Source organism: Rhizobacter fulvus (genome assembly GCF_964020785.1).
On sequence record NZ_OZ224516.1, the window covers coordinates 1,792,021 to 1,817,974 of the forward strand.

At 70.9% G+C, this 25,954-nt stretch carries 24 protein-coding genes; 15 read left to right on the forward strand and 9 right to left on the reverse strand.

What is annotated here, in order from left to right; genetic code table 11:
- Positions 1 to 57: 57 nt before the first annotated feature.
- Entirely contained in the window at positions 58 to 1,302 is a 1,245-nt protein-coding gene (locus tag ACWH49_RS08590) for an FAD-dependent monooxygenase (protein ID WP_448171076.1), read from the forward strand.
- A gap of 45 nt (positions 1,303 to 1,347) precedes the next feature.
- Positions 1,348 to 2,031, forward strand: coding sequence for a PEP-CTERM sorting domain-containing protein (locus tag ACWH49_RS08595; RefSeq protein ID WP_448171077.1), 684 nt, complete (start codon positions 1,348 to 1,350; stop codon positions 2,029 to 2,031).
- A gap of 3 nt (positions 2,032 to 2,034) precedes the next feature.
- On the opposite strand, the gene ACWH49_RS08600 is transcribed toward ACWH49_RS08595, so the two are convergent.
- Genes ACWH49_RS08600 through ACWH49_RS08620 form a run of 5 tightly spaced genes read right to left on the reverse strand, consistent with a single transcriptional unit; the run spans position 2,035 to position 7,771 of the window.
- Positions 2,035 to 3,669: an alpha-D-glucose phosphate-specific phosphoglucomutase gene (locus ACWH49_RS08600; RefSeq protein ID WP_448171078.1), complete on the reverse strand. Its 1,635-nt coding sequence runs from the start codon at positions 3,667 to 3,669 to the stop codon at positions 2,035 to 2,037.
- Between the two features lie 54 nt (positions 3,670 to 3,723).
- Complete coding sequence (locus ACWH49_RS08605; RefSeq protein WP_448171079.1) at positions 3,724 to 4,887, reverse strand: ROK family transcriptional regulator; 1,164 nt, start codon at positions 4,885 to 4,887, stop codon at positions 3,724 to 3,726.
- Between the two features lie 56 nt (positions 4,888 to 4,943).
- Entirely contained in the window at positions 4,944 to 5,744 is an 801-nt protein-coding gene (locus ACWH49_RS08610; protein WP_448171080.1) for an ATP-binding cassette domain-containing protein, read from the reverse strand.
- Positions 5,744 to 6,706: an ABC transporter permease gene (locus ACWH49_RS08615; RefSeq protein ID WP_448171081.1), complete on the reverse strand. Its 963-nt coding sequence runs from the start codon at positions 6,704 to 6,706 to the stop codon at positions 5,744 to 5,746. Before ACWH49_RS08615 ends, ACWH49_RS08610 begins: the two co-directional genes overlap by 1 nt.
- Positions 6,707 to 6,742: 36 nt before the next feature.
- Entirely contained in the window at positions 6,743 to 7,771 is a 1,029-nt protein-coding gene (locus tag ACWH49_RS08620; protein ID WP_448171082.1) for a substrate-binding domain-containing protein, read from the reverse strand.
- Positions 7,772 to 7,925: 154 nt separating this feature from the next.
- On the opposite strand from ACWH49_RS08620, the gene ACWH49_RS08625 reads away from it, so the two are divergent.
- Positions 7,926 to 8,855 carry a carbohydrate kinase family protein gene (locus ACWH49_RS08625; protein WP_448171083.1) on the forward strand — a complete coding sequence of 310 codons (930 nt, stop codon included), beginning with the start codon at positions 7,926 to 7,928 and terminating at the stop codon, positions 8,853 to 8,855.
- 9 nt (positions 8,856 to 8,864) lie between these two features.
- On the opposite strand, the gene ACWH49_RS08630 is transcribed toward ACWH49_RS08625, so the two are convergent.
- Entirely contained in the window at positions 8,865 to 9,905 is a 1,041-nt protein-coding gene (locus tag ACWH49_RS08630; RefSeq protein WP_448171084.1) for an endonuclease/exonuclease/phosphatase family protein, read from the reverse strand.
- Between the two features lie 76 nt (positions 9,906 to 9,981).
- On the opposite strand from ACWH49_RS08630, the gene ACWH49_RS08635 reads away from it, so the two are divergent.
- From ACWH49_RS08635 to ACWH49_RS08660, 6 genes are all read left to right on the forward strand, one after another.
- On the forward strand, positions 9,982 to 10,986 hold the full coding sequence (locus ACWH49_RS08635) for an AEC family transporter (protein WP_448171085.1): 1,005 nt from the start codon (positions 9,982 to 9,984) through the stop codon (positions 10,984 to 10,986).
- A gap of 114 nt (positions 10,987 to 11,100) precedes the next feature.
- Positions 11,101 to 12,705: an ABC transporter substrate-binding protein gene (locus ACWH49_RS08640; RefSeq protein WP_448171086.1), complete on the forward strand. Its 1,605-nt coding sequence runs from the start codon at positions 11,101 to 11,103 to the stop codon at positions 12,703 to 12,705.
- Between the two features lie 106 nt (positions 12,706 to 12,811).
- Positions 12,812 to 13,819 (forward strand): ABC transporter permease subunit, encoded by a 1,008-nt coding sequence (locus ACWH49_RS08645; protein ID WP_448171087.1) that lies wholly within the window; start codon positions 12,812 to 12,814, stop codon positions 13,817 to 13,819.
- Positions 13,820 to 14,386: 567 nt separating this feature from the next.
- Positions 14,387 to 15,274: an ABC transporter permease subunit gene (locus ACWH49_RS08650; protein WP_448171088.1), complete on the forward strand. Its 888-nt coding sequence runs from the start codon at positions 14,387 to 14,389 to the stop codon at positions 15,272 to 15,274.
- Positions 15,271 to 16,245: an ABC transporter ATP-binding protein gene (locus ACWH49_RS08655; RefSeq protein ID WP_448171089.1), complete on the forward strand. Its 975-nt coding sequence runs from the start codon at positions 15,271 to 15,273 to the stop codon at positions 16,243 to 16,245. The genes ACWH49_RS08650 and ACWH49_RS08655 overlap by 4 nt, the downstream gene beginning before the upstream one ends.
- Positions 16,242 to 17,237 (forward strand): dipeptide ABC transporter ATP-binding protein, encoded by a 996-nt coding sequence (locus ACWH49_RS08660; RefSeq protein WP_448171090.1) that lies wholly within the window; start codon positions 16,242 to 16,244, stop codon positions 17,235 to 17,237. Before ACWH49_RS08655 ends, ACWH49_RS08660 begins: the two co-directional genes overlap by 4 nt.
- A gap of 9 nt (positions 17,238 to 17,246) precedes the next feature.
- Here ACWH49_RS08660 and ACWH49_RS08665 read toward each other — a convergent pair whose 3' ends face one another.
- Positions 17,247 to 17,987, reverse strand: a complete 741-nt coding sequence (locus tag ACWH49_RS08665) for a hypothetical protein (protein ID WP_448171091.1) — start codon at positions 17,985 to 17,987, stop codon at positions 17,247 to 17,249.
- A gap of 126 nt (positions 17,988 to 18,113) precedes the next feature.
- On the opposite strand from ACWH49_RS08665, the gene ACWH49_RS08670 reads away from it, so the two are divergent.
- The 3 genes from ACWH49_RS08670 to queC are packed head-to-tail and all read left to right on the forward strand — an operon-like array spanning position 18,114 to position 22,118.
- Complete coding sequence (locus tag ACWH49_RS08670; RefSeq protein ID WP_448171092.1) at positions 18,114 to 20,069, forward strand: serine/threonine protein kinase; 1,956 nt, start codon at positions 18,114 to 18,116, stop codon at positions 20,067 to 20,069.
- A gap of 40 nt (positions 20,070 to 20,109) precedes the next feature.
- Positions 20,110 to 21,390 (forward strand): glutamate-5-semialdehyde dehydrogenase, encoded by a 1,281-nt coding sequence (locus ACWH49_RS08675; RefSeq protein WP_448171093.1) that lies wholly within the window; start codon positions 20,110 to 20,112, stop codon positions 21,388 to 21,390.
- Between the two features lie 5 nt (positions 21,391 to 21,395).
- Positions 21,396 to 22,118: a 7-cyano-7-deazaguanine synthase QueC gene (gene queC / locus ACWH49_RS08680; protein ID WP_448171094.1), complete on the forward strand. Its 723-nt coding sequence runs from the start codon at positions 21,396 to 21,398 to the stop codon at positions 22,116 to 22,118.
- A 3-nt stretch (positions 22,119 to 22,121) separates the two neighbouring features.
- Here the strand turns inward: queC and ACWH49_RS08685 are convergent, their stop codons facing one another.
- Both ACWH49_RS08685 and ACWH49_RS08690 read right to left on the reverse strand, forming a co-directional pair.
- A complete protein-coding gene (locus ACWH49_RS08685) occupies positions 22,122 to 22,826 on the reverse strand; it encodes an ArsR/SmtB family transcription factor (protein WP_448171095.1) in 705 nt (234 codons plus the stop codon).
- 20 nt (positions 22,827 to 22,846) lie between these two features.
- The gene (locus ACWH49_RS08690; protein WP_448171096.1) at positions 22,847 to 23,620 is read right to left on the reverse strand and encodes a sulfite exporter TauE/SafE family protein; all 774 of its coding nucleotides are present in this window, start codon (positions 23,618 to 23,620) and stop codon (positions 22,847 to 22,849) included.
- Positions 23,621 to 23,725: 105 nt separating this feature from the next.
- On the opposite strand from ACWH49_RS08690, the gene ACWH49_RS08695 reads away from it, so the two are divergent.
- From ACWH49_RS08695 to ACWH49_RS08705, 3 genes are read left to right on the forward strand one after another with little or no spacing between them, the layout of a single operon-like run.
- Complete coding sequence (locus ACWH49_RS08695; RefSeq protein WP_448171097.1) at positions 23,726 to 24,253, forward strand: LemA family protein; 528 nt, start codon at positions 23,726 to 23,728, stop codon at positions 24,251 to 24,253.
- 48 nt (positions 24,254 to 24,301) lie between these two features.
- Entirely contained in the window at positions 24,302 to 24,634 is a 333-nt protein-coding gene (locus ACWH49_RS08700; RefSeq protein ID WP_448171098.1) for a c-type cytochrome, read from the forward strand.
- A complete protein-coding gene (locus ACWH49_RS08705; protein WP_448171099.1) occupies positions 24,631 to 25,929 on the forward strand; it encodes an FCSD flavin-binding domain-containing protein in 1,299 nt (432 codons plus the stop codon). Before ACWH49_RS08700 ends, ACWH49_RS08705 begins: the two co-directional genes overlap by 4 nt.
- Positions 25,930 to 25,954: the final 25 nt, after the last annotated feature.

The window sequence follows — 25,954 nt, forward strand, 5'->3', positions numbered from 1 at the left end:
GCGGCGAATAATACGCCGGAGCCTCCTTTTTCAACCCCCTGCAACGGGTGAGTCCGCATGCCTGAAACCCCACCCGTCACAGCGCTCCACATCGCGGTCATCGGCGCCGGCCCGGTCGGCCTGGCGCTCGCGCTGCAAGCGGCGCGCGCGCTGCCCGATTCGCAGGTGACGCTGTTCGACGCGCGCCCGGTCGACAAGGACGTGTCCGGCGACCCGCGCACGCTGGCGCTGTCGCTCGGCAGCGTGCAGCTGCTCGAGCGGCTCGGCGCGTGGCGCGCCGAGCTGGCGCAGCCGATCCTCGAGGTCCACGTGTCGCAGCAACCGCCGTCGATGCTGCCGCTGCCGGGTCGGCTGGCCGATCTGCTGGGCGAACCCGAGCTGCGCATCCGCGCGGTCGACGAGGCGGTGCCGCTGCTCGGCGCGGTGCTGAGTTACGGCAGCATCGTGGCACCCCTGCAGCAGGCGTGGCTGGCGGCCGAGGCCGCGGCGCCGAAGCGTCTGCACAGCCGCTTCGGCCAGCCGGTCGCGGCGCTGAAGAACCTGGAGCATGGGATCGAGGTCGATGCCGGCATCGCCGAGCGCTTCGACCTGGCGATCGTGGCCGAGGGCGGCGTGTTCACCACCGACCCGTCGCGCCAGCTCGTGGGCGTGACCGAGCGCCCGACGATCCGGCACGACTACCGCCAGACCGCGTGGGTCGGCCAGGTGACGTTCGAGGACGACGCGACGCGGGCCAAGGGCGTCGCGTTCGAGCGCTTCACGCGCCACGGCCCGGCCGCGCTGCTGCCGCTGAAGGCCGGCGGTGCCGGCCTGGTCTGGTGCGTGCCGACCGACGACGACCCGGTGCGCGAGCTCGACGCGGCGCAGCGCGTGACCGTGCTCAACAGCATCTTCCACCCGGCCGCCGGCCGCATCGCGTCGGTCACGCCGCTGAAGGACTTCGCGCTCGGCCTCAGCGCCGAACGCACATTGACCGACGGCCGCACGGTGCGCATCGGCAACGCCGCCCAGACGCTGCACCCGGTCGCCGGCCAGGGCCTGAACCTCGGGCTGCGCGATGCGTTCGAGCTGGTGCATGCGCTGTCCCGCAACCCGGATGTCGACGCGGTGCTGCGCCGTCTCGAATGGCAGCGCGGCCCCGACCGCTGGGCGATGATCGCGGCGACCGATTTCCTCGCCCGCAGCTTCACCTGGAAGCTGCCCGGCGCCGGCGCGGCCCGCGGTCTCGGGCTGGCTGCGCTGCAGTTGATCGGGCCTGCCAAGTCGGCGCTGGCGCGGCAGATGATGTTCGGCTCACGCTGACGCCCGCGACCGCCGGCAGAGCTTGAGGCAACTCAAAGTCCATCCGTGCTTTTGCCGTACCGTCAACGGACCGCCGGCTTCGGCATCCGCATTCACGAGATCATCATGCACAAGGCCATCGGGCTGTTTCTGACGGTCGCCGCGGCGCTGTCGTCGAACACCAGCGCGCTCGCGAACGCCAGCGCCAAGGTGGCGCTGACGCCGCACGGACAGGTTCCGGTCGTCCTCCAAACGACCACTTCGACCTACGGTGTCGACACCGGCCTCGTCGACATCGTCGTGCCGCCGGGCGAGTCTCGCGACTGGTACTGGGACTACACGGTCATGCTCGCCGACGACGGGCTGCCCGCCTTGCGGACCTACCAGTTCTGCACCGGCGAGACGCTCCCGAACTGCGGCCCACAGCCGACCGGCTACGAGTTGGCCTATGCCCAGATCGTGGTGGGTCGGGTCGAGCCGCGGGGGGCCAACCCCTACGTTTCGATCAGCGAGGAGGTCGTCACGTTCCAGACCCGGAGCGGCGCGACGGCCGACACCTTGACCGAATCCGGAACCCTTCATGTGCATGCGACCAACTCGAGCCTGATCGGGCCGTCCGACGCCCGGTTTCTGGTCTACGTCCTCGAATTCGTCGACGTGTCGCCGGTGCCCGAACCCAGCAGCTATGCGCTGTTGCTCGGGGGGCTCGGCGCCATCTGCGCGGCACAGTGGCGACGACGCCGCGCTTGAGTTTCAGGTGATCACGGTCGGCTGAGTTCGACCGGTGCGTTCGCGGATGCCGGCGAGCGTGTCGGCCAGCGCAATCAGCGGCGCCAGCGCCTGCTGGGTCTCGACCGCGTGCTGCGCCGGATCGGGCTCGAAGCGTTCGAGGTAGACCCGCAGTGTCGCGCCCTCGGTGCCGGTGCCGGACAGCCGGAACACGATCCGCGAGCCGTCGGCCAGCCCGATCCGGATGCCCTGCGCGCTGCTGACCGAGCCGTCGACCGGGTCGGTGTACGAGAAGTCGTCGGCGCTCGCGATCGTCGCACCGTCGATGACCTGGCCGGGCAGCGTCGCGAGCGATTCGCGCAGGTGAGCGACCAGGCCGTTCGCGGCCGCGCTGTCGACGCCTTCGTAGTCGTGGCGCGAGTAGTAGTTGCGGCCGTAGGTGCGCCAGTGGTCGCGCAGGATCGCCTCGACCGATTCGCCGCGCACCGCCAGGATGTTGAGCCAGAACAGCACGGCCCAGACGCCGTCCTTCTCGCGCACGTGGTCGCTGCCGGTGCCGGCGCTCTCCTCGCCGCACAGCGTGACCTGGCCGGCATCGAGCAGGTTGCCGAAGAACTTCCAGCCGGTCGGCGTCTCGTAGCACGCGATGCCGAGCTTCGCGGCAACGCGGTCGACCGCGGCGCTGGTCGGCATCGAGCGCGCGACGCCCTTCAGCCCGCCCGCGTAGCCGGGCACCAGATGCGCGTTCGCGGCCAGCACCGCAAGGCTGTCGCTCGGCGTCACGATGAAGCGGCGACCGACGATCATGTTGCGGTCGCCGTCGCCGTCGCTCGCGGCGCCGAAATCAGGAGCGTCGCTGGCAAACATGACCTTGATCAGGTCTTCGGCGTACGTGGGGTTCGGGTCCGGGTGGCCGCCACCGAAGTCGGGCAGCGGCACGCCGTTGATCACGCTGGCGGCCGGTGCACCGAGGCGCTCGATGAAGATCTCGTGCGCGTAGGGGCCGGTGACTGCATGCATCGCATCGAAGCAGAGACGGAACGCCCCGCCGCGCAACAGCGCGCCGATGCGCTCGAAGTCGAACAGCGATGCCAGCAGGTCGGCATGGTCGGCGACCGAATCGATCACGACGACCTGCATCGCACCGACTTGGCTGCTGCCCTGCGTGCCGAGGTCGACATCGGGCGTGTCGGTCGTCAGGTAGCGCGCGATGCGCTGGGTGTTGGCGTAGATCGCCTCGGTGATCTTCTCGGGCGCGGGACCGCCGTTGCCGGTGTTGTACTTGATGCCGAAGTCGCCGTCCGGGCCACCGGGATTGTGGCTGGCCGACAGGATGATCCCGCCGAACGCCACATGCTTGCGGATCACGCAGCTGGCCGCCGGCGTCGACAGGATGCCGCGCTGGCCGACCAGCACGCGGCCGAAGCCGTTGGCTGCGGCCATGCGCACGATCGTCTGGATCGCCACGTCGTTGTGGAAGCGGCCATCGCCGCCGACGACCAGCGTCTGGCCCTGGAAGCCTTCGAGCGCGTCGAAGATCGACTGCACGAAGTTCTCCAGGTGGCCGGGCTGCTGGAACACCGCAACCTTCTTGCGCAGGCCCGAGGTGCCGGGGCGCTGGCCGGCGATCGGTGCGGTCGGCGTGGTGATGAGGTTCATGGGCAACTCTCCAGGTGAGCGGTCATTGTGCCGGCGCCCCCGCAGCGCTGCAGGTCATGCGCCGAGCTTCAGGAACAACTCGCGGTCCGGCGCGAAGTTGGCGTAGAGCGGCAACAGCGCGCCGCCCATCGCGCGCGCATCGGAGCCGATCGTGCCCTCGAACACCTGCGGGCGCGCGACGCCCTCCCAGCTGTACTGGTCGAGCGCGTGGTTGATCGCGGTCAGCGTCGCGCGCAGCAGCTCCCGGCTGAACGAGCCGTCGACGATCACGCCGTCGAGGTCGAGCAGGCAGGCCGCGCTGTTCGCGGCCAGCGCGACCGCCGGCGCCGCGTCGCGCAGCCAGCGCTCGGTGTGCGGCCACCAGGGCTTTTGCATCGCGCGGGCGTCGGTGACGGCGTTGACATCGAGCGCGGCGGCCGCAAAGCGCGCCTCGAGGTTGACCAGCGACGCGTGGCTCAGCAGCTGGTCCGGCGCGTGCGCACGGCCCGCGCCGGCCAGGCCGAGCGGCAGCGAGCCGACCGCGCCGGCGTTGCCGCTCGGCCCGGCGCGCAGCTGGCTGTCGATCACCAGGCCGCCGCCGATGAAGGTGTCGAAGAACACGTACAGGAAGCTGCGGATGTTGCGGCCGCGCCCGGACACCAGCTCGGCGACGCAGGCGGCCGCGGTGTCCTTGACGAACTCGACCGGCAGCTCGGTCATCGCGGCGATGCGCTCGCGCATGTCGATGTCCGCCCACTTGGCGGCCTGCGCGCGGCCGATGCCGAGCACGTCGTGCCAGCCTTCGAGCGACAGCGGCGCGGCGACGCCCACCCCGTGCAGCCGCCCGCGCAGCTTGACCGGCAGGCTCAGCGTGAGGTGGCGCAGGCGCGCCTCGATCTCGGCGAACAGCGTGTCGGGGTCGGGGAATTCGTAGTCGAGCGACAGCCGCTCGCGCACCTGGCCAGTGAAGTCGAGCAGCAGCATGTCCATGCTGCGCCGCCCGATCTTGATGCCGATCGAGAACGCGCCGTCGGGGTTCAGCGCCATCGGCACCGAGGGCTGGCCGACCTTGCCGCGCACCGGCTCGAGCTTGGTGACGAGGCCGTCGGCCTCGAGCCGCGCGATGATGACCTGCACCGTCTGCGCGGTCAGGCGCGTCAACCGCGCGATCTCGGCCTTCGGCACGCTGCCGTGCAGCCGGATCGCCTGCAGCACGACGCGCTCGTTGAACTGGCGCATGCCGACATGGTTGGACCCCCGAGGCCGCAACCTGCTCTCGGCGCCGGCAGCGCTCATCACGCCAGGCATTCGGCCGGCAGCTCGTCGGCCCGCTTGGCCCCGGTCATCACCGCGACGGTGTCGCTCATGCTGATCGTCTTCGGGTTGACGATGCACGCACGTTTGCCGAGGCGGGCGATGTGGATGCGGTCGGCGATCTCGAAGACATGCGGCATGTTGTGGCTGATCAGGATGACGGGCAGGCCCTTGTCGCGCACGCGGCGGATCAGCTCCAGCACCATGTTGCCTTCCTTGACGCCGAGCGCGGCGGTCGGCTCGTCGAGGATCACCACGTGCTGCGCGAACGCGGCCGCGCGCGACACGGCGACGCATTGTCGCTGCCCGCCCGAGAGCGTCTCGACCGCCTGCGTCATCGAGCGGATGCCGACCTTCAGGTCGTTCATGCGTGCGACGCTTTCCTCCAGCATCTTCCTCTTGTCGATGATGCGCAGGAGCTTTGCGACGAAGCCGCTCTTGATGATCTCGCGGCCGAGGAACAGGTTCTCGGAGATCGACATCGCCGGCGCCACCGCCAGGTCCTGGTAGACCGTCTCGATCCCCTCGCGGCGCGCGTCGGCGGGGCTCTTGAAGTGGATGACCTTGCCGTCGAGCTTGATCTCCCCTTCGTCGGGGATCGTCGCGCCGGACAGCGCCTTGATCAGCGAGGACTTGCCGGCACCGTTGTCGCCGATCACCGCGAGGATCTCGCCGGCGCGCAGTTCGAAATCGGCGCCGTCGAGCGCCGTCACCTGCCCGTAGCGCTTCACGAGGCCGCGGGCTTCCATCACCAGCGGAGAAGATTGGTTCGGGGTGCTCATCAACGTGCTCCCTTGCGCGAAAGTTGGTCGGTGGTCACCGCGAGGATCACGAGGACGCCGGTGATCAGCACCTGGTAGACCGAGGACACGCCCATCAGCGTGAGGCCGTTGCGGAACACGCCGACGATGACCGCGCCGAGCAGCGAGCCGAGGATGATGCCGCGCCCGCCGAACAGGCTGGTGCCGCCGAGCACGACCGCGGTGATCGCGTCGAGGTTCTCGGTCTGCCCGGCGTTCGGATCGCCGACGCCGGTGCGCGCCACCGACAGCAGCGCCGCGATGCCGTAGAACAGGCCGGCCAGCACGTAGACGCCGAGCAGCACGCGGTCGGTCGGGATGCCGGTCAGGCGGGTCGCTTCCGGGTTGTTGCCGACCGCGTAGACATGGCGGCCGGGCTGGGTATCGCGCAGGCCCCACCACATGAACGCGTACATCAGCAGCATGAACACGGTGCCGTAGTTGAACGCGGCGGTCCCGAGCGAAACGGTGTTGCCGAAGAAGGTCATCGCCGGCGGCAGGTCGGTGATGGTCTGCGCGCCCGAGTAGAGCTGCGTGATCGCGAACGCGATGTTCATCGTTCCGAGCGTGACGATGAACGGCGGCAGCTTGATGCGCGTGACCAGGAGCCCATTCAGCAGCCCGAAGGCCATGCACGCCAGCAGCCCGCAGACGATCGCGAGGTAGGCGTTCATGCCCGCGCCGACCGCCAGCTTGGTCATCACGATCCCGCCCAGCGCCATCACCATGCCGCAGGACAGGTCGATGCCCGCGGTCAGGATGATCAGCGTCTGGCCGATCGCGATCGTGCCGACCACCATCACCTGCTGCAGGATCAGCGAGAAGTTCTGCACCGACAGGAAGCGGTCGCTCTGCGTCGAGAAGAAGATCACCGCCAGCAGCAGCGCAATCAGCGGGCCGAGCGTCGCGATGGGCGGCAACTTCGAGGTCTTGGAATCACTCATGGGGGCGGCTCCGGTGGATGGATGGGCGGCTGCCGCTTACTTGTTGCCCCAGCAGAGATCGGTACCGACCTTGGTGTCCTTGCTGTCGACGCCGGCCATCGGCTTGTCGGTGATCAGGGTCACGCCGGTGTCGGTGTAGCCCTTGACCTTCTTGCCGGTCTTCGCGTACTCGATGCCGGCCTCGACGCCCATCGAGGCCATCTTCAGCGGGTACTGCTGCGAGGTCGCGGCGATCACGCCGGCCTTGACGTTCTTGACGCCGGCGCAGCCGCCGTCGACCGAGACGATCACGACGCCCTTCTCCTTGCCCGCCGCCTTCAGCGCCTGATACGCGCCGGCCGCGGCCGGCTCGTTGATCGTGTACACGACGTTGATGTCGGGATTTTTCTGCAGGCAGTTCTCCATCGCCGTCTGGCCCTTGGCCTGGTCGCCGAAGCTGTCGGCCATGCAGACGATCTCGGCGCTCTTGCTCAGCTCGTTGCTCTTGGCGTCCGCCGCCTTCAGGCCGTAGCCGGCCATGAAGCCGTTGTGGCGCTGCGCGCCGACCGGGTGGCCGGGGAACAGGTCGAGCGTGGCGATCTTGGCGGGCTTGCCGGCGAAGTTGGCAAGGACGGCTGCCTTGGCGTACTGGCCGATCAGCTGGCCGGCCTTGTAGTTGTCGGTCGCGAACAGCGCGTCGGTCGCCTCCATCGGGTCGGCCGGGCTGTCCAGCGCGATGAACATCACGCCCTGCGCCTGCGCCTTCTTGATCGCCGGGACGATCGCCTTCGAGTCGTTCGGCGTGATCATGATGGTCTTGGCGCCGCCGGCGATCATGTTCTCGATCGCGGTGACCTGCCCGGCGTTGTCGCCGTCGACCTTGCCGGCTGCGGTCAGCAGCTTCGCGCCCTTGGCCGTCGCGGCCGCCTGAGCGCCCTCCTTCATCTTGACGAAGAACGGGTTGGTGTCGGTCTTGGTGATCAGGCCGATCACCGGCTGGTCGGCGGCGCTGGCGAGCGTGCACGCGGCAGCGAGCGCGAGCAGGGTCAGGGCGGGACGCGAGAAGGAAGTGGCGGTCGAGGTCATGGCGGGTCTCCTGGGGGTGTTTCTGGGATCGGTGTGGCTTCATTGTCGGTACTCTCTTTTAATAAATCAACTTGATTTATTAATGGAAAACCCGAATGGCAGATGTCGGCGCGGCGCGCGAAGCTGACGCCCGAATTCACTCGGAGACACACCCATGCTGATGATCTGCGGCGAGGCGTTGTTCGACGTCTTCCAGGGCGCGGACACCCCCACCGGCATGTCGCTGGATGCGCGCGTCGGCGGTTCGCCGTTCAACCTCGCGGTCGGGCTGGCCCGCCTCGGCCAGCCGGCCGCCCTGTTCACCGCGGTCTCGACCGGCTTCGCCGGCGAGCGCCTGATGCGGGCGCTGGTGGCCGAGGGCGTGGACACCCGCGCCATCGCCCGCACCGACGACCCGACGACGCTCAGCCTGATCGGGCTCGATGCGCACGGCGTGCCGAACTACGCGTTCTATGGCGAGGGCGCGGCCGACCGCAACGTCACCGCCGAGCACCTCGCCGCGGTGGCGAGCGGCGTCGCACTGGTCCACCTCGGTTCCTACGCGACGGTGGTCGAGCCGGTCGCGTCGACCCAGCGTGCGCTGGTCGAGCGCGAGCGCGCCCGCGGCGCGCTGATCGCATACGACCCGAACATCCGGCTCAATGTCGAGCCCGACCTCGCCCGCTGGCGCGACCAGCTCGACTGGATGCTGCCGCGCACCGACCTGCTGAAGATCAGCGACGAGGACCTCGGGCTGCTGCTGCCCGCCACGGGCATCGATGCGTTCGCGGCGCGCGCGCTCGCCGCCGGCGTGCGCCTGGTCGTCGTGACGCGCGGTGGCGAAGGCGCGGTCGGCTGGGCCGGCGGCGCGCGGGTCGAGGCGGCGCCGGTGCCGGTCGAGGTGGTCGACACGGTCGGTGCCGGCGACACGTTCCAGGCCGCGCTGATCTGCTGGCTCGCCGAGCACGGCGCGCTGACGCGCGCAGGGCTGCAGGCGCTGCTGGCCGACAGCCTGCGCGCGGCGCTGCAATTCGCCGCGCGCGCCGCGGCGATCACCTGTTCGCGCCGTGGCGCCGACATGCCGCGCCGCGCCGAACTGGGCTGAACCGGCGCGCTACGGGCGCCGCAGGCGCAACTCGGCGATCACCGGCCGGTGTTCGGACGCCTTGCCGCCGCCGACCGTGCAGGCCGCCACCTCGATGCCCTCGCTGACCAGGATGTGGTCGATGCGCAGGAACGAGCGGCCGATCCGCAGCGCCTGACCGTAGGTGAACCCGTAGCCGCGCCCGGCGGCCGAGTGCGCGTCGCGCAGGCCGGTCGCGAGCAGCGTCTGCACGACCGGCGAGGCCTCCGGCGCGTTCAGGTCGCCGGCGACGATGCGCGGGCGCTGTGCCGGGCCGAGTTGCCGGGCGAGCAGGCGCGCCTGGTCGAGGCGGTCCTGATAGTTTCGTCGCCATTCGTCGGCGCCGTCGAGTCCCTCGCGCCGCGCGGCGTTCAGGCCGCTACGGGGTGAATCGAAGTGGACCGTGACGAGGTCCAGGTCGACACCGCCGAACCGCACCGTGCACTGGAGCGTGCCGACGTCGTCGCCGCGCACCTCGAGCCGCCCGGCCCGGCAATCGCGCAGCGGGTAACGGCTCGCGATCACGTACTGCCCGACGCGGTGGCGCTCGCGCGCGCCGAACAGCGCGGCATCGTCGGCGACGCGCGGCGCCGCCAGGGGATGAGCGTCCTGCGCGAGCACGATGTCCGGGTCGTGGCGGGCGATCTCGGCGGCGAGGCGACCGAACCCCTCGGGCTGCAGGCCGGCCCGGTACGCCTTGATGTTGTAGGTCATCACCCGCAAAGCCGGCACGCCCGCGGTCGGGGCCGGGTTCCAGACCCAGCCCATCGTCAGCGTCGCCACCAGCACGAGCGCGCCCAGACTGGCCAGGATCCAGCGGCGGCCGCACGCGAGCGACAGCAGCACCGCCACGCCGGCGAGTGCGAGCCACAGCGGGTACGGTGCGTAGCGGGTGAGTTCCAGCCACCAGGGGCTGACGGGGCTCAGGCGCTGCGCGAGGGTCAGCGCCACGAGGCCGGCGATCACCAGCGCAACGGCGGCGCGCGACAGACGCGCGACCGGGCCGGGCCGGCGTGAAGGCGGGGAGGTCAAGGGGGAAATGCGGGGCAATGAACGAGGGGCCGCAGCTTAGCCGAGCGGGCGCAGGGCGTCGCGGATACTCGCCACCATGTCGTCCCTCGTGTTCTTCAAGTTGCTCGCGATCTTCGTGATCGTGGCGATCGGCTGGATCGTCGGCAAGCTGCGCTGGCTCAGCCCGGCGGACGCCGAAAGCGGCGCGCAGGCCGATCCGGCGCGCGTGCTGGCGAACGCCGCGTACTACATCTTCGTGCCGGCGCTGCTGTTCCGCACCACCGCGCGGATCGACTTCCACGCCATGCCCTGGGACACGCTGATCGCGGTGTTCGTGCCGCTGGTGCTGATGCTGCTCGGCGTGTACGTCGTGATCAAGCGGCGCAACCGCGACGGCGCGCTGCCCCCGGCGGCCCCCGCCGTCCGTGCGATCACCGCGGCGTTCGGCAACACCGTGCAGGTTGGCATCCCGATGGCGGCGGCGCTGTTCGGCGAGCGCGGGCTGCAGATCCACCTCGCGATCGTCAGCCTGCACGCGCTGGTGCTGCTGACGCTGTCGACGGCGCTGGTCGAGCTCGATCTGGCAAAGGCGCAGCGCGTGCTCGGCGGCGAGGCCCCACATCTGGCGAAGACGCTGCTCGGCACCGCGCGCAACACCGTCATCCACCCGGTCGTGCTGCCGGTGCTGATCGGGCTGACCTGGAACGCGCTCGGCTTGCCGATCCCGACCGTGGCCGACGAGATCCTGGCCACGCTCGGTCAGGCGGTGGTGCCGCTGTGCCTGGTGCTGATCGGCATGTCGCTCGCGTACTACGGCGTGCAGGGCGCGGCCCGGGCGGCGCTGGGGCTGTCGGCGCTGAAGCTGCTGGTGCTGCCCGCGGTGGTGCTGCTGATCGCGCACTGGGGCTTCCACCTGAGCGGCCTGCCGCTGACGGTGATCGTGATGATGGCGGCGTTGCCGATCGGCAGCAACGCGCTGATCTTCGCGCAGCGCTACCGCACGCTCGAGGGCGAGGTGACGGCCGCGACGGTGTTCTCGACGCTCGCGTTCGTCGCCGTCGCGCCGGCGTGGCTGGTCGTGCTGGGCTGGTTGCAGCGCTGAGCCTGGCCGGCGGATTGCTAGGGGGAACACCAGCATGGTGCGCAAATCACGCCGCCTATCATTCAGCCGCTCCCACGAGGAGCACTCGTCGCCCCCATCTTCCGGAACCACCCCATGACACTCCGCGGCTTCACTCTCTCCACGCTCGCAGCCGGCGTGCTGCTCGCCGGTACCGGCGCGGCCTTCGCGGCCAAGACCCTCGTGTACTGCTCCGAGGGCAGCCCCGAGGGCTTCAACCCGCAGTACTACACGACCGGCACGACCTTCGACGCGGTCTCGGTGCCGATGTTCAATCGCCTGGTCGAGTTCGACACCGGCACGACCAACATCGTGCCGGGCCTGGCCGAGAGCTGGACTGCCGCGCCGGACGGCCTGTCCTATACCTTCAAGCTGCGCAAGGGCGTCAAGTTCCACTCGAGCGCCAAATTCACGCCGACCCGCGACTTCAACGCCGACGACGTGCTGTTCTCGTTCAACCGCATGGCCGACCCGGCGATCCCGAAGACCACGCCGGGCGTGACCTACGCGTACTTCGACGACATGGACATGAAGAACATCGTCGACAAGGTCGAGAAGGTCGACGCGATGACGGTCAAGTTCGTGCTCAAGAAACCCGAGGCGCCGTTCATGGCCAACATGGCGATGGACTTCGCGTCGATCCTGAGCGCCGAATACTTCGACAAGATGAAGGCCGCCGGCACGCCCGACGTGATCGACCGCGAGCCGATCGGCACCGGCCCGTTCACCTTCGTCTCGTACCAGAAAGACGCGGTCGTGCGCTACAAGGCCTTCGATGCGTACTGGGGCGGCCGCCCGAAGATCGACAACCTGGTCTTCGCGATCACGACCGACGCGTCGGTGCGCTACGCCAAGCTCAAGACCGGCGAATGCCACGTGATGGCCTTCCCGAAGCCGGCCGACGTGGCGCTGATGAAGAACGACCCGAACATCAACCTGGTGCAGAAGAACGGGCTGAACGTCGGCTACATCGCGTTCAATGTCGAGAAGAAGCCGTTCGACAACAAGCTGGTGCGCCAGGCCCTGAACATGGCCGTCAACAAGAAGGGCATCCTCGACGCGGTGTTCCAGGGCGCCGGCGCCGTCGCCAAGAACCCGATCCCGCCGACGCTGTGGAGCTACAACGACAAGGTCGTCGACTACGCCTACGACCCGGCCAAGGCCAAGGCGTTGCTGGCGCAGGCCGGTGTGCCCGCCGGCACCGAGGTCGACCTCTGGTACCTGCCGGTCACCCGCCCCTACAACCCGGACGGCAAGCGCATGGCCGAGCTGATCCAGTCGGACTGGGAGAAGGTCGGCATCAAGGCCAAGCTGATCACCTATGAGTGGGGCGAGTACCGCAAGCGCAGCAAGACCGGCGAGCAGCAGTCGATGATGTTCGGCTGGTCGGGCGACAACGGCGACCCGGACAACTTCTTCGTCCCGCTGCTCGGTTGCTCGGCCGTCAAGGGCGGCGGCAACGTCGCGCGCTGGTGCAACAAGGACTTCGAGGACCTGATCCAGAAGGCCAAGCTCGCGACCAAGCAGGCCGACCGCGCCGCGCTGTACGAGAAGGCCCAGGTGATCGCGAAGGAAGAAGCGCCGTGGATCACGATCGCCCACTCGGTGCGCTTCGACCCGATCCGCAAGGAAGTGATCGGCTACAAGATGGACGCCACCGCTCACCACTACTTCAACAAGGTCGATCTGGCCGACAAATAGATGTCAGCCCCCACGTCGCTGCGCTCCTGCCCCCCTCGGGGGCACTCAGCCGCCTTGGGGCGGCCCGGCGCCGGCTGAGCTTCTGATCAGGCTGAGGGCGATTCCCTTGTTCACCTTCGTCCTCAAGCGCCTCGGCCTGGTGCTGCCGACCTTCATCGGCATCACCTTGCTGGTGTTCTCGCTGATCCGGCTGCTGCCCGGCGACCCGGTCGAGGCGCTGTCGGGCGAGCGCGGCATGGACCCGGCGCGCTACACGCGGCTGCTGCACGAGTTCGGCCTCGACCGGCCGCTGCCGGTGCAGTACGCAGACTACGTCTGGAAGGCGCTGCACGGCGACCTGGGCCTGTCGACGATCACGCACGAATCGGTGTTCCGCGAGTTCATCGCGCGCTTCCCGGCGACGATCGAGCTTTCGGTCTGCGCGATGCTGCTGGCGCTGCTGATCGGCCTGCCCGCCGGCATCATCGCGGCGGTCAAGCGCAACACCGTGTGGGACTACTCGGTGATGGGCGCCTCGCTGACCGGCTTCTCGATGCCGATCTTCTGGTGGGGGCTGCTGCTGATCCTGACCTTCTCGGTCTGGCTCGGCTGGACGCCGGTCTCGGGCCGCATCGCGATCCAGTTCGACATCCCGCCGGTGACCGGCTTCATGCTGATCGACTCGCTGCTTTCCAGCGACAAGGGCGCGTTCAAGAGCGCCGTCTCGCACCTGATCCTGCCGGCGATCGCGCTCGGCACGATCCCGCTCGCGGTGATCGCGCGCATGACGCGTTCCAGCATGCTCGAGGTGCTGCGCGAGGACTACGTGCGCACCGCGCGCGCGAAGGGTGCTTCGACCTTCCGCATCGTCGGCATCCACGCGCTGCGCAATGCGCTGATCCCGGTGATCACGACGATCGGCCTGCAGGTCGGCACGCTGCTGGCCGGGGCGATCCTGACCGAGACGATCTTCTCGTGGCCTGGCATCGGCAAGTGGCTGGTCGAGGCGATCGGGCGGCGCGACTACCCTGCGGTGCAAGGGGGGTTGCTGATGAGCGCGAGCGTGATCATCGGGGTGAATTTGATCGTGGACGTGCTGTATGGCGTGATCAATCCGCGGATTCGGCATCACTGACATGGGTGTGATCCTGCGATCGTTCGAGCGGCAAAGGCGCGCGCGGGTGGGCTGCGCAGCGCCCCGGAGGCGGTCATCGCTGCGCGATGACTGCTCTGCGCTGCTCGGTCGCGTGGCCTCGTCGCCAACTCACTCCGCGAACTTCGTCCGCTGCGTTCAAACATGCGCGACGAAGTCAGAGGACGAGCGCGCTGCGCGCGCGGCCACACGCCCTGCGCTGCTCGACGCCTCCCAGGCGCCGCGCAACCCACCCGCGCGCGCCTTTGCTGCCAACCACCGTGGCTTTTCGGTCGAAGAGCTCCGGTGGTGGCCTTCGCGGCAGGCGGCAGCCGGCAGGGGCGATTTGGGTGGCGGTGAGGAGCGCAGCTTCGGGGCCGGCGCGCGCAGCGCGCTTCGTCATCTGACTTCCGAGCGCCTGTCTGAACGCAGCGAACGAAGTGAGCGAAGTGAGTTGGCGAGGAGGCCCCGGAGCGAGCACCGGAGCGCAGTCGATGCGCAGCATCGACCGCCACCGAATGAGCCCCTGACGGGTGCCGCCTGCCGCGACGCAAAGAACCGCCGCACGCCATGAGCGCCATCCTCAACACCACCACCCCACCCTCCCCGTTCGCCGAGCTTTGGCGCGACTTCCGCCGCAACCGCGGCGCGATGATCGGCCTGGCGGTGATCGTCGCGCTGCTGCTGTGCGCGCTGCTCGCCGACGTGATCGCGCCGTACTCGCCGAAGGAACAGTTCACCGATGCCGTGCTCAAGCCGCCGTCGACCCAGCCGATCGGCGGCCACGTGTTCCTGCTCGGCACCGACCCGGTCGGGCGCGACCTGCTGTCGCGGCTGATCCACGGCACGCGGCTGTCGCTGCTGATCGGGCTGGTCTCGGTGAGCCTGTCGCTGAGCCTGGGCGCGCTGCTCGGGTTGCTCGCCGGCTTCTTCCGCGGCGGCGTCGAGTTCACGATCATGCGGCTGATGGACATCATGCTCGCGCTGCCGAGCCTGCTGCTCGCGGTGGCGGTGGTCGCGATCCTCGGGCCCGGGCTGATGAACGCGATGTACGCGATCGCGATCGTGATGCTGCCGCACTTCGTGCGCCTGACCCGCGCCGCGGTGATCGGCGAACTCGCGAAGGACTACGTCAACGCCTCGCGCATCGCCGGCGCGAGCCGGGCGCGGCTGATGTTCGACACCGTGCTGCCGAATTGCGCGGCGCCGCTGATCGTGCAGGCCACGCTCGGCTTCTCGACCGCGATCCTCGACGCCGCCGCGCTCGGCTTCCTCGGCCTGGGCGCGCAGCCGCCGACGCCGGAGTGGGGCTCGATGCTCGCCAGCGCGCTCGAGTTCATCCAGAGCGCATGGTGGGTCGTGACCTTGCCAGGCCTGGCGATCCTGGTCTCGGTGCTCGCGTTCAACCTGATGGGCGATGGCCTGCGCGACGCGCTCGACCCGAGGTTGAAGCGATGAGCGCTCCGCTGCTGGAGGTCGAGAACCTCGGTGTCTCTTTCGGTGCGTTCAAGGCGGTCGACGGCGTCAGCCTGACCGTCAACGCCGGCGAGGTCGTCGGCATCGTCGGCGAATCGGGCTCGGGCAAGAGCGTGACCGCGCTGGCGCTGATGGGGCTGATCGACGAGCCTGGCAAGGTCGGCGCGACGCGCCTGTCGTTCGACGGCCGCGACCTGCTGGCGATGCGCGAGAAGGACCGCCGCCAGATGCTGGGCCGCGACATCGCGATGATCTTCCAGGACCCGATGACCAGCCTGAACCCGTGCTTCACGGTCGCGTTCCAGCTGGTCGAGACGCTGCGCATCCACGAAGGCGGGTCGAGCAGGGCGCTGCGCGCACGCGCGCTGCAGCTGCTGCGCGATGTCGACATCCCGGACGCCGAGCGCCGCCTCGACGCGTACCCGCACCAGCTCAGCGGCGGCATGAGCCAGCGCGTGATGGTCGCGATGGCGATCGCCTGCAACCCGCGGCTGCTGATCGCCGACGAGCCGACGACCGCGCTCGACGTGACCATCCAGGCCCAGATGCTGGCGCTGCTGCTCAAGCTGCAGCGCGAGCGCGGCATGGCGCTGGTGCTGATCACTCACGACCTGGGCGTCGTCGCCGAGGTCGCGCAGCGGGTGCAGGTGATGTACGCGGGCCAGGTGGTCGAGACCGCCGCGGTGCCGCAGATCTTCGAGGCGCCGCGGCATCCGTACACCGAGGCGCTGCTGTCGGCGCTGCCCGAGCACAACATCGGCCAGCGGCGCCTGCGCTCGATGGGCGGCATGGTGCCGGGCGCGTTCGACCGGCCGGCCGGCTGCCTGCTGGCGCCGCGCTGCGCGTACGTCCAGGACCGCTGCCGCGCCGAGCCGCCGGCGTTGTATGGCGCGCCGGGTGCGCAGGCGCGCTGCTTCTATCCGCTGCAGCCGACGACGGGGGTGCCGGCATGACCGACGACACCACGGTCCTCGAAGCGCGCGACCTCAGCAAGCACTACCCGGTGTCCACCGGCTTCATGAAGCCGAAGGCGCTGGTGCGTGCGCTCGACGGCGTCTCGTTCACGCTGGCCGCCGGGCGCACGCTCGCGGTTGTCGGCGAGTCGGGCTGCGGCAAGAGCACGCTGGCGCGGCAGCTCACGATGATCGAGCCGCCGACCGCCGGGGCACTGCTGATCGGCACCGGCGGCGGCGCGCGCGCCGACGTGACCCACGCCGACGCGGCGACGAAGAAGGTCCTGCGCCAGCAGGTCCAGATGGTGTTCCAGAACCCGTTCGCGAGCCTGAACCCGCGCAAGAAGATCGGCCTCGCGCTCGAGGAGCCTCTGGTCATCAACACCACGGACGGCAAGGCCGAGCGGCGCGACAAGGCGCGCGCGATGATGGCCCGCGTCGGCCTGCGGCCCGAGCACGACGCGCGCTACCCGCACATGTTCTCCGGCGGCCAGCGCCAGCGCGTCGCGATCGCGCGCGCGCTGATGCTGCAGCCGAGCCTGGTCGTGCTCGACGAGCCGGTCTCGGCGCTCGACGTGTCGATCCAGGCGCAGGTGCTGAACCTGCTGATGGACCTGCAGGATGAAACCCGCGTCGCCTACGTGTTCATCTCGCACAACCTCGCGGTCGTCGAGCTGATCGCCGACGAGGTGCTGGTGATGTACCTCGGCAAGGTCGTCGAGCAGGCGCCCAAGACGACGCTGTTCGCGACGCCGCGGCACCCGTACACGCGCGCGCTGCTCGCCAGCACGCCGCGCATCGACAAGGCCGCGCGCCAGCAGCGCCAGGTGCTGAGCGGCGAGCTGCCGTCGCCGCTGAATCCACCGAGCGGCTGCGCCTTCCACAAGCGCTGCCCGTACGCCGTCGAGCGCTGCCGCGTCGAGGTGCCGGTGCTGCAGGACCTGGGCGGCGGCCAGCAAGTGGCCTGCCACCGCGTCCACGAGCTCGGCTGACGCGCGACTTCAGCGCCGCGGCTTGCCGCGCCAGAGCGGGCGCGGTTCGGGACGGGCCGCCGGGTGGGCGCGGGTCGCCAGCAGCGACGCGCCGAGGTACAGCCCGTTCACGAGCCGGCTCGCCCGCTCCACGCTCATGCCCGGCCAGCCGGCGATGTCGCGCAGCGCCACCGTCTCGCGGCGCAGCCGCAGCGCCGCGGGGCGCAGCGCACCGCTGAGCGCCACGCCGTCGTCCGCCGGGTCGCGCAACGCGCGGTAGGCCGCGGTGCCCGAGATCTCGGCCAACAGCGTGGCGCGCGGGCCCGCCAGCGCCAGTTGCCACAACAGCGGCGCGAGCGCGCGGTAGTGCGCGGTCTGCGCGACGCGCTCGTGCATCCAGTGGCCCGGCGGTCGCACGCCCGGCGGCTCGGTGCCGATCAGGCGGAGCTGGGCCAGCGCGTCCGTGGCCGCGTCGGCAAAATCGCGCGGCGAGTGGTACAGCTGCTGCTGCGGGAACACCGTGACCGGCCAGACCAGCCCTTCGTAGTCGAACAGCAGCAGCGCCGGCTCGCGGTGCCGCACGCAGGCGGCCACGACCTCGAGCAGGTCGGTGCTGCCGCCATCGGCATCCAGCCGGCGCAACTCGGCCATCAGGGTCGTCGGCAGCACGGTCGGGCGATTCAGGCCGGCGAAGCCGCTGCCGCCGTTCAATTCGCGAACGCGCTCGAATTCACTCACACGCCAGAGCGTGGATTCCTCAAAATCGCGCATGCCTCATGCTGCCCGCCCAGGCCACGAACGCGTTCGAAGATGTAGCGCCCGGGTTGTGCAGGTCAGGCCCCGGCCTACATATCGGAACATCTCCACGGATCCGCGGCGCTAAGCTGCGGCGCGCACATGCCCCCGACTCCGCCGATGAACGACCGCCACCTGCCGCCCTTGCACCCAGCCTCCGGACTGGCCGATCCCGGGCTGCCCCCGGGCACGCGGCTGGGTCCGTTCGAGGTGCAGCGGCTGATCGCGCGCAGCGCGAGCAGTGCGGTCTACCTCGCGACCGACCATGCGCTCGCGCTCGCGGTGGCGGTCCAGGAGTACCTGCCGTCGCGACTGGTGCATCGGGACGCCGCGCTGCGCCTGCACGCGACCGACGAGTGGCACGAGGACGTGATCGCGCGCGGCCTGCGCGCGTTCGTCGACGAGGCACGCCTGCTCGCGCACTGCGATCACCCGGCGCTGGTGCGCGTCAACCAGCTGTTCGAGGCCAACGGCACCGCCTACCGCGTGATGCCTTACTACTCGGGCAGGCGGCTGGTCGACATCCGCCGCGACATGCCCGAGGCACCGGACGAGGCCTCGCTGCGCAGCCTGCTGGAGGACCTGCTCGGCGCGCTCGAGGCGATCCATCAGGGCGGCCGCTCGCACGGCGGCGTCACGCCCGGCAACATCATGCTGCTCGGCGACGACCGACCGCTGCTGCTCGGGCCCGGTGCCGCGGGCCGCGAGATCGGCAGCGACCTGGTCGAGACGCTGATGGCGACGATCGAGACGCCGCTCGGCCCGCAGCCCGGTATGCGCGCGGCGCACTCGCCGGCGCACGGCGCGATCGCCGACCTGCGCGCGCTGGCCGAGGTCACCCGGTTCTGCATCACCGGCACCTTGCCGCCGCCAGCCGCCGACCCGGCGCGCGCGCAGGCACTGGTAAAAGTAATCGCGCAAACCTTCGAGCCGGCGCAGCGCCCGCGCTACAGTGCCGGCCTGCTGCGCAGCCTGGATGCCGCGCTGTCGCCCCTGCCCGCCGACTGGCCGACCAGCGCCGCGCAGTTTCGCGCCTGGCTGGACGACAACGCCCCACCGCCGGCGCGGCAGCGCGCCGAGCCGGTGTTCGATCCGTTCGGCAGCCCGGCACCGGAGCCGGCGCCGCGCAGCACCGGGGGCGAGGCGCTTGCGCGCGCCGGTGACACCGCGAGTCTCGGCGAGACCACGGCGACGCGGCCCACCTCGACCGCATTGCCCCCGCCGGTGCGGCCGACGCCGTCGTCGCTGCCGCCGGTCGCGCCCGCGGCCGGGCGTCCGGTCGAGGCACCGACCTTCGCCGACACGGAATTCGCGGCAGTCGACCGCGCGCCCTGGGTCGCGCCGGCCCTGTCGCGCGCTCCGAACCGGGCACGCCGCTACAAGTTGGCGCTGGCCGCCGGCCTGACGGTGCTCGCGATCGGCGTGCTCGGTCTGGTCAGCGGCGGCTGGAACATGGCGCCGGAGATCGCGGTCGAGCGGCCGCTCGCCACCGCGCCGGCACCCACCCGCGTTGATCCGACGCCGCCCGTGACGACGACCACCGCACCTCCACCCCCCGCCGCGGCCACGGCGACCTCGGCAGAGACATCGCCGGGTCCCGCGGCCAGCGCCACGGCAGCCCTCGCAGCGGGTGCCGATACGGCCGCTGCATCGGCGCCGGTCGCGGTCGCAAACTCGAGCGCGAGCCTGCCGGCCGCGACGACACCGGCCGCCGCGCCCGCCAGCGAAGCCGCCACGCTGGCGGCGACGCCGGCACCGCCGTCGACCGTCACGCCGCCGCAGCAATCCCCATCGCCGGCGATCGCCGGTCTCGATCCCGAGCGCATGATCGAGCGCAACCCGCCCGCCGCAGCGCCGCGCCAGAACAACCCGCCCCCGGCGCCGCGCGCCCCGACGTCGCGCCAGGCCGCCCGCGGCGAGAACGCGAGCCCGCGCGCCGCCTGCAGCGGCCGCACCGAGTTCGCGCTGTACCGCTGCATGCAGCAGGTGTGCCGCGCGTCGCGCTGGCAGCTGCACCCGCAGTGCGTGCGGCTGCGCGCGAACGACCGCGTCGACTGACGCAGCGCACGGGCGCGCGCCCGGTTTGAGACAATCGGGCATGACCTCGACCGACCTGCAAGCCCTCATCGCCCACATGGGCGCGGCGGCGCGCGCCGCGAGCGCGCACATGGCCGCGGCACCGACCGCCGCGAAGAATGCCGCGTTGCTGGCGCTGGCCCGGCGCCTGCGCGCCGCGCCCGACGAACTGGGCACCGCGAACGCGCTCGACATCGCCGCCGCCCAGCAGGCCGGCCTGGCCGCGCCGCTGGTCGACCGACTGAAGCTGACGCCGAAGGTGATCGAGACCGTCGCCCAGGGCTGCGAGCAGATCGCGGCGATGGCCGACCCGATCGGCGAGGTCAGCGGCCTGGCGCAACGCCCCAGCGGCATCCAGGTCGGTCGCATGCGCGTGCCGCTCGGCGTGTTCGGCATGATCTACGAGAGCCGGCCGAACGTGACGATCGAGGCCGCGTCGCTGGCGATCAAGAGCGGCAACGCGGCGATCCTGCGCGGCGGCTCGGAGGCGATCCACTCCAACCTCGCGCTGTGGAAGATCGTGCAGGCGGCGCTGGTCGATGCCGGCCTGCCGTCCGACGCGGTTCAGCTGGTGCAGACCACCGACCGCGCCGCCGTCGGGCACCTGATCGGCTCGCCCGACGCGGTCGACGTGATCATCCCGCGCGGCGGCAAGGGGCTGATCGAGCGCATCTCGCGCGAAGCCAGGGTGCCGGTGATCAAGCACCTGGACGGCAACTGCCATGTGTACGTCGACGCCAGCGCCGACCTGGAAATGGCGCTGCGGGTGACCGACAACGCGAAGACGCAGAAATACAGCCCGTGCAACGCCGCCGAATCGCTGCTGGTGCACGCGGCGATCGCGCCGACGTTCCTGCCGCGGATCGGCGCGCTGTTCGCGGCCAAGGGCGTCGAGATGCGCGGCGATGCCGCCGCGCTCGCGCTGCTGCGCGCCGTGCCGGGCACCACGCTCGCGCCGGCCACCGAGCAGGACTGGAGCGAGGAATACCTTGCGCCGGTCATCAGTGTCAAGGTCGTCGACGGGCTCGACGCGGCCATCGCGCACATCAACCGCTACGGCTCGCACCACACCGACGCGATCCTGACCGACACCCACACCCATGCACAGCGCTTCCTGCGCGAGGTCGACTCGGCCAGCGTGATGGTCAACGCGTCGACCCGCTTCGCCGACGGCTTCGAATACGGCCTGGGCGCCGAGATCGGCATCAGCACCGACAAGTTCCACGCGCGCGGGCCGGTCGGCCTGGAAGGGCTGACCTCGCTGAAGTGGATCGTGCTCGGGCACGGCGAGCTGCGCGGCTGACGGCGATGGTCGCGGCGGTCGACCCGCGCCGTGCGCTGGTCCTCTTCTCGGGCGGGCAGGATTCGACCGCCTGCCTGGCGTGGGCGCTGACGCGCTACGCGCATGTCGAGACCATCGGCTTCGACTACGGCCAGCGCCACCGCATCGAACTCGACGCGCGGCGCGAGGTGCGCGGCGCACTCGTCGCCGCGTTCCCGCACTGGGCCGCGCGACTCGGCGACGATCACCTGCTCGACCTCGCGCTGCTCGGCCAGCTCTCGGACACCGCGCTGACCGGCGCGCGCGCCATCGAGATGACGGCGAAGGGCCTGCCGAACACCTTCGTGCCCGGCCGCAACCTGCTGTTCTTCAACTTTGCCGCGGCGGTCGCCTATCGACGCGGTGCGAGCGTGCTGGTCGGCGGCATGTGCGAGACCGACTACTCCGGCTACCCCGATTGCCGCGACAACACGCTGCGCGCGCTGCAGGTCGCGATCAGCCTCGGCCTGGACGCGCCGATGACGATCGAGACGCCGCTGATGTGGCTCGACAAGGCGCAGACCTGGGCGCTGGCCGAGCAGCTCGGCGGCGATGCGCTGGTCGACCTCACGATCGAGCACACCCACACCTGCTACCTCGGCGACCGCGCGCAGCGCCACGCGTGGGGCTACGGCTGCGGCGCGTGCCCGGCCTGCGTGCTGCGCCGCGACGGCCACGCGCGCTGGCTGCGCGAGCGCGCACCGGCTTAGCGCTCAGGCCGGCGGCCCGAGCCAGCGCGCGAGTGCCTGCGCGCCCGGCGGCGTCAGCTGCAGGGCCCGCGAGCCCCGGGTGCGCCGCACCCAGCCCTGCGCCAGTCCGTGATCGAGCAGCGTCACCGCGAGGCTGCCGGCAAGGTGATCGCGACGCTCGGACCAGTCGAAGCACGCGTGTGCGAACCGGCGCGAAGGGGTCGCATCGGGCGGCACCGCGATGCCGAGTTCGGCCAGGTCGGCGCGGCCGGCGGCGCTGAGCGCGAACTGCCCGGCGTGCTCCCCGCGTTCGGCCGCGAGCGTGCCGCGAGCGAGCAGGCCTTCGAACAGCGCGACGCCCAGTTCGCCGGCGATGTGCCGATAGCAGGTGCGCGCGGCCTTCAGCGGCTTGTACGCGCCGCGCTCCCACTTGTCGACGTGGGCGCTGCGCTCGGCGACGAAGGACAGCGCCTCCAGCACGTGCGCGACCTCCTCGCCGGCAAGTCGCACATAGCGGTGCCGGCCCTGGATGCGCACGACCACCAGTTCGGCGTCGAGCAGCTTCGCGATGTGCGTGCTCGCGGTGGCCGCGCTGACGCCGGCGGCCGCGGCGAGCTCGCCCGCAGCGAGATATTCGCCGCCCATCAGCGCCGACAGCATGCGCGCGCGCGTCGGATCGCCGATGATCGCGGCGACTTTCGCGAAGCGGGGCTCGGGGGCGTCGGCCATCGCGGAATTCTCGACCAGGCTCAGGCGAGGCGCAGCACCGCCCGCACCGCCAGGTACGCCCCGAGCAGCAGCAGGCCGATGAAGAACACGGTCTTGAAGGTCTCCGGGCGGACCCGCCCGCGCAGCCACTGGCCGGCGCCCATGCCCAGCAGTGCCGGCAGCACCGCGAGCGCCGACGCGAGCAGCGACGCAGCCGGCAGCGCGCCGCCGTGGCCCAGGCTCACCCCGAGCGCGATCGTCGAGACCAGGAACGACACGCCCAGCGCGCGCACCAGCGCGTCCTTCTCCAGCCCGAGCGCCTGCAGGTACGGCACCGCCGGGATCACGAACACGCCGGTGGCCGCGGTGACCAGCCCGGTGGCGACGCCGACCAGCGGCCCGAGCCACGGTTCGTGGGCCGGGCGCACATGCGCGCGCCACTGCAGCAAGCCGAGCGTGGCGTAGACGATCAACGCGATGCCGAGCCCGAGGCTCGCGAACGCCGCACCGCGCGCGCCGGCCCCGCCGCCGGCGATCCAGCCGGCGCCCAGGGCCACGCCGGCGCACACGCCGAGCAGCAGGCCGGCCAGGCGGCGCAGCAGCGCCGCCAGCCCCGGCCCGCCGATCTGCCACAGGTTGGTCACCAGCGACGGCACGACCAGCAGCGCCGCCGCCTGTGCCGGCAGCATCAGCACGCTGAGCAGGCCCATCGCGATCGTCGGCAGCCCGAGGCCGACGACGCCCTTGACGAAGCCGCCGAGCGCGAACACCGCCGCGACGAGGGCCAGGAACGTGGGCGTGGTGACATCGGACATGGACAAAGAGGCGTGGCGTGACAGAGCCGCAATGATCGCCGGGCCGAGCTGGTCGAAACTTCGTCGCGCATCGAAGCATTCGCGCCCTGACGTAGAGTCCCTCGCATGAACACATCCGAAATCGTCGGCTGGGCGGTCGCGGCCCTGCTGGTGTTCTGGGCCGTCGGCGCCTACAACCGCCTGGTGCGGCTGCGCGGCACGATCGTGCGGCTGTTCGTGCCGGTGGACGAGCAGTTCCGCCAGCGCCACGCGCTGTTGCTGGCGCTGCTCGACACGCTGGCGCCGCTGTTGACCAACGCCGGCCCGCGCCTCGATGGGCTGCGGGCTGCCTGCGGGCAGGTGGAGGCGGCGTGCGCGAACGCGCGGGTGCGGCCGGGCACCGTCGGCGCGATCACCAGCCTGCGCCTGGCCGACGAGATCCTCGCCGAGGCACGGGCGCGTCTGCCGGTGCAGAGCGCGCCTGGCAGCGAACTCGCGAACCTGAACGCGCAGCTGCAGGCGACCGATGCGACGCTGGCGTTCGCGCGCCGCCAGTTCGACGAGGCGGTGACCGAATACAACCGTGCGATCCGCCAGTTCCCGACCGTGCTGCTGGTCGGCCTGTTCGGTTTTCGCAGCGCCGCGACGCTCTGACGGCGCTTGCGTGACACTACGTCCGTTGCCGACTCCGGAGGTGCACCGATGACACCCAGCCCGCTCGCCCGCGTCACCGCCGCCGCGCTGCTCGCAGCCGCGTCGTGCGCGCACGCACAGGACGCGCTCGCGCTGCGCGCCCGCAGCCTGGCCGCGACCTGCGCGCAGTGCCACGGCACCGATGGCCACGTGCCGCCGGGCTCGGCGATGGCCGCGCTGGCGGGCAAGCCCGCGACCTACCTGATCGAGCAGATGACTGCGTTCAAGAACGGTACCCGCCCCGGCACGCTGATGCCGCAGCTCGCCAAGGGCTACAGCGACGCGCAGATCGTGCTGCTGGCGGCCTACTTCGCGAACCCGGTCGCGGAGGTGAAGCGATGAGCGCGGCGCCGACCCGGCGGTCCGTGCTGGCGCTGGCCGGAGCCGCCGGCCTGGGCCTGGCCGGCTGCGCCGCGACCCCGCGGCCGGGTGCCGTCGGCACGCCCGAGCGCGCGCGCGTGCTCGTCGTCGGCGGCGGGTATGGCGGCGCCACCGCGGCCAAGTACGTGCGGCTGCTGTCGCAGCACACGATCGACGTGGTGATGATCGAACCGGACTCCGCGTTCGTCTCCTGCCCGCTGTCGAACCTGGTCGTCTCGGGCCACCACGCGCTGACCGACATCACGCGGCCGTACGATCGACTCGGCGCGACCCACGGCGTGCGCGTGGTGCGCGACACGGTCGCGCGCATCGACCCGACCCAGCGCGTCGCGGTGCTCGCCTCGGGCGCGACGATCCGCTACGACAAGCTGGTGCTGTCGCCCGGCGTCGAGATGATGTTCGACGAAGTTGCCGGCCTGCGGGCCGCGCAGCGCGACGGCCGCATCCTGCAGGCCTGGAAGGCCGGGCCGGAGACGGTGGCGCTGCGCCGCCAGCTCGAGGCGATGCCGGACGGCGGCGTGTTCGCGATCGCGATCCCCGAGGCGCCGTACCGCTGCCCGCCCGGGCCGTACGAACGCGCCTCGATGGTCGCCGCGTATTTCAAGGCGGCCAAGCCGCGCTCGAAGGTGCTGATCGTCGACGCCAACGAGGACGTGACCAGCAAGGGCCCGTTGTTCAAGAAGGCCTGGGCCGAGTCGTACAAGGGCATCGTCGAGTACCGGCCGCAGAGCAAGGCGACCGCGGTCGACGTGACGACGAACACGGTCAAGTTCGAGATCCAGGACGACGTGCGCGCCGCCGTGCTGAACGTGCTGCCGCCGATGCGTGCCGGCGCGATCGCGGTGCAGACCGGCCTGGCCAACTCCAACGGGCGCTGGTGCAATGTCGACTGGATCAACTTCGAATCGACCGCGGCGAAGCACATCCACGTGATCGGCGACGCGATCCAGATCGCCTCGCTGATGCCCAAGAGCGGCCACATGGCCAACAGCCATGCCAAGGTGACCGCGGCGGCGATCGTCGCCGAGCTGGCGGGCTGGGAGCTCGATCCGGCGCCGATGCTGACGAACACCTGCTACAGCTTCGTCGACGACAAGCGCGCGGTCCACGTCGCCAGCGTGCACGCCTACGTGGCCGGCGAGAAGACCTTCAAGCCGGTCGCCGGTTCGGGCGGCCTGTCCGCAGCGCCGAACGAACTCGAAGCCTCGCTCGCGTTCAGCTGGGCGCGCTCGATCTGGGCCGACATGCTCGCCTGACCCTGCCCCGCGCACTGGCGCAAAC

Coding starts and splice junctions, on each gene's coding strand:
- ACWH49_RS08675 (WP_448171093.1), top strand. CDS start 20,110: ATGACCTCGACCGACCTGCAAGCCCTCATCGCCCACATGGGCGCGGCG.
- queC (WP_448171094.1), top strand. CDS start 21,396: ATGGTCGCGGCGGTCGACCCGCGCCGTGCGCTGGTCCTCTTCTCGGGC.
- ACWH49_RS08655 (WP_448171089.1), top strand. CDS start 15,271: ATGAGCGCTCCGCTGCTGGAGGTCGAGAACCTCGGTGTCTCTTTCGGT.
- ACWH49_RS08615 (WP_448171081.1), bottom strand. CDS start 6,706: ATGAGTGATTCCAAGACCTCGAAGTTGCCGCCCATCGCGACGCTCGGC.
- ACWH49_RS08635 (WP_448171085.1), top strand. CDS start 9,982: ATGTCGTCCCTCGTGTTCTTCAAGTTGCTCGCGATCTTCGTGATCGTG.
- ACWH49_RS08670 (WP_448171092.1), top strand. CDS start 18,114: ATGCCCCCGACTCCGCCGATGAACGACCGCCACCTGCCGCCCTTGCAC.
- ACWH49_RS08600 (WP_448171078.1), bottom strand. CDS start 3,669: ATGAACCTCATCACCACGCCGACCGCACCGATCGCCGGCCAGCGCCCC.
- ACWH49_RS08590 (WP_448171076.1), top strand. CDS start 58: ATGCCTGAAACCCCACCCGTCACAGCGCTCCACATCGCGGTCATCGGC.
- ACWH49_RS08640 (WP_448171086.1), top strand. CDS start 11,101: ATGACACTCCGCGGCTTCACTCTCTCCACGCTCGCAGCCGGCGTGCTG.
- ACWH49_RS08700 (WP_448171098.1), top strand. CDS start 24,302: ATGACACCCAGCCCGCTCGCCCGCGTCACCGCCGCCGCGCTGCTCGCA.
- ACWH49_RS08690 (WP_448171096.1), bottom strand. CDS start 23,620: ATGTCCGATGTCACCACGCCCACGTTCCTGGCCCTCGTCGCGGCGGTG.
- ACWH49_RS08660 (WP_448171090.1), top strand. CDS start 16,242: ATGACCGACGACACCACGGTCCTCGAAGCGCGCGACCTCAGCAAGCAC.
- ACWH49_RS08705 (WP_448171099.1), top strand. CDS start 24,631: ATGAGCGCGGCGCCGACCCGGCGGTCCGTGCTGGCGCTGGCCGGAGCC.
- ACWH49_RS08610 (WP_448171080.1), bottom strand. CDS start 5,744: ATGAGCACCCCGAACCAATCTTCTCCGCTGGTGATGGAAGCCCGCGGC.
- ACWH49_RS08650 (WP_448171088.1), top strand. CDS start 14,387: ATGAGCGCCATCCTCAACACCACCACCCCACCCTCCCCGTTCGCCGAG.
- ACWH49_RS08695 (WP_448171097.1), top strand. CDS start 23,726: ATGAACACATCCGAAATCGTCGGCTGGGCGGTCGCGGCCCTGCTGGTG.
- ACWH49_RS08605 (WP_448171079.1), bottom strand. CDS start 4,887: ATGCGCCAGTTCAACGAGCGCGTCGTGCTGCAGGCGATCCGGCTGCAC.
- ACWH49_RS08620 (WP_448171082.1), bottom strand. CDS start 7,771: ATGACCTCGACCGCCACTTCCTTCTCGCGTCCCGCCCTGACCCTGCTC.
- ACWH49_RS08665 (WP_448171091.1), bottom strand. CDS start 17,987: ATGCGCGATTTTGAGGAATCCACGCTCTGGCGTGTGAGTGAATTCGAG.
- ACWH49_RS08625 (WP_448171083.1), top strand. CDS start 7,926: ATGCTGATGATCTGCGGCGAGGCGTTGTTCGACGTCTTCCAGGGCGCG.
- ACWH49_RS08685 (WP_448171095.1), bottom strand. CDS start 22,826: ATGGCCGACGCCCCCGAGCCCCGCTTCGCGAAAGTCGCCGCGATCATC.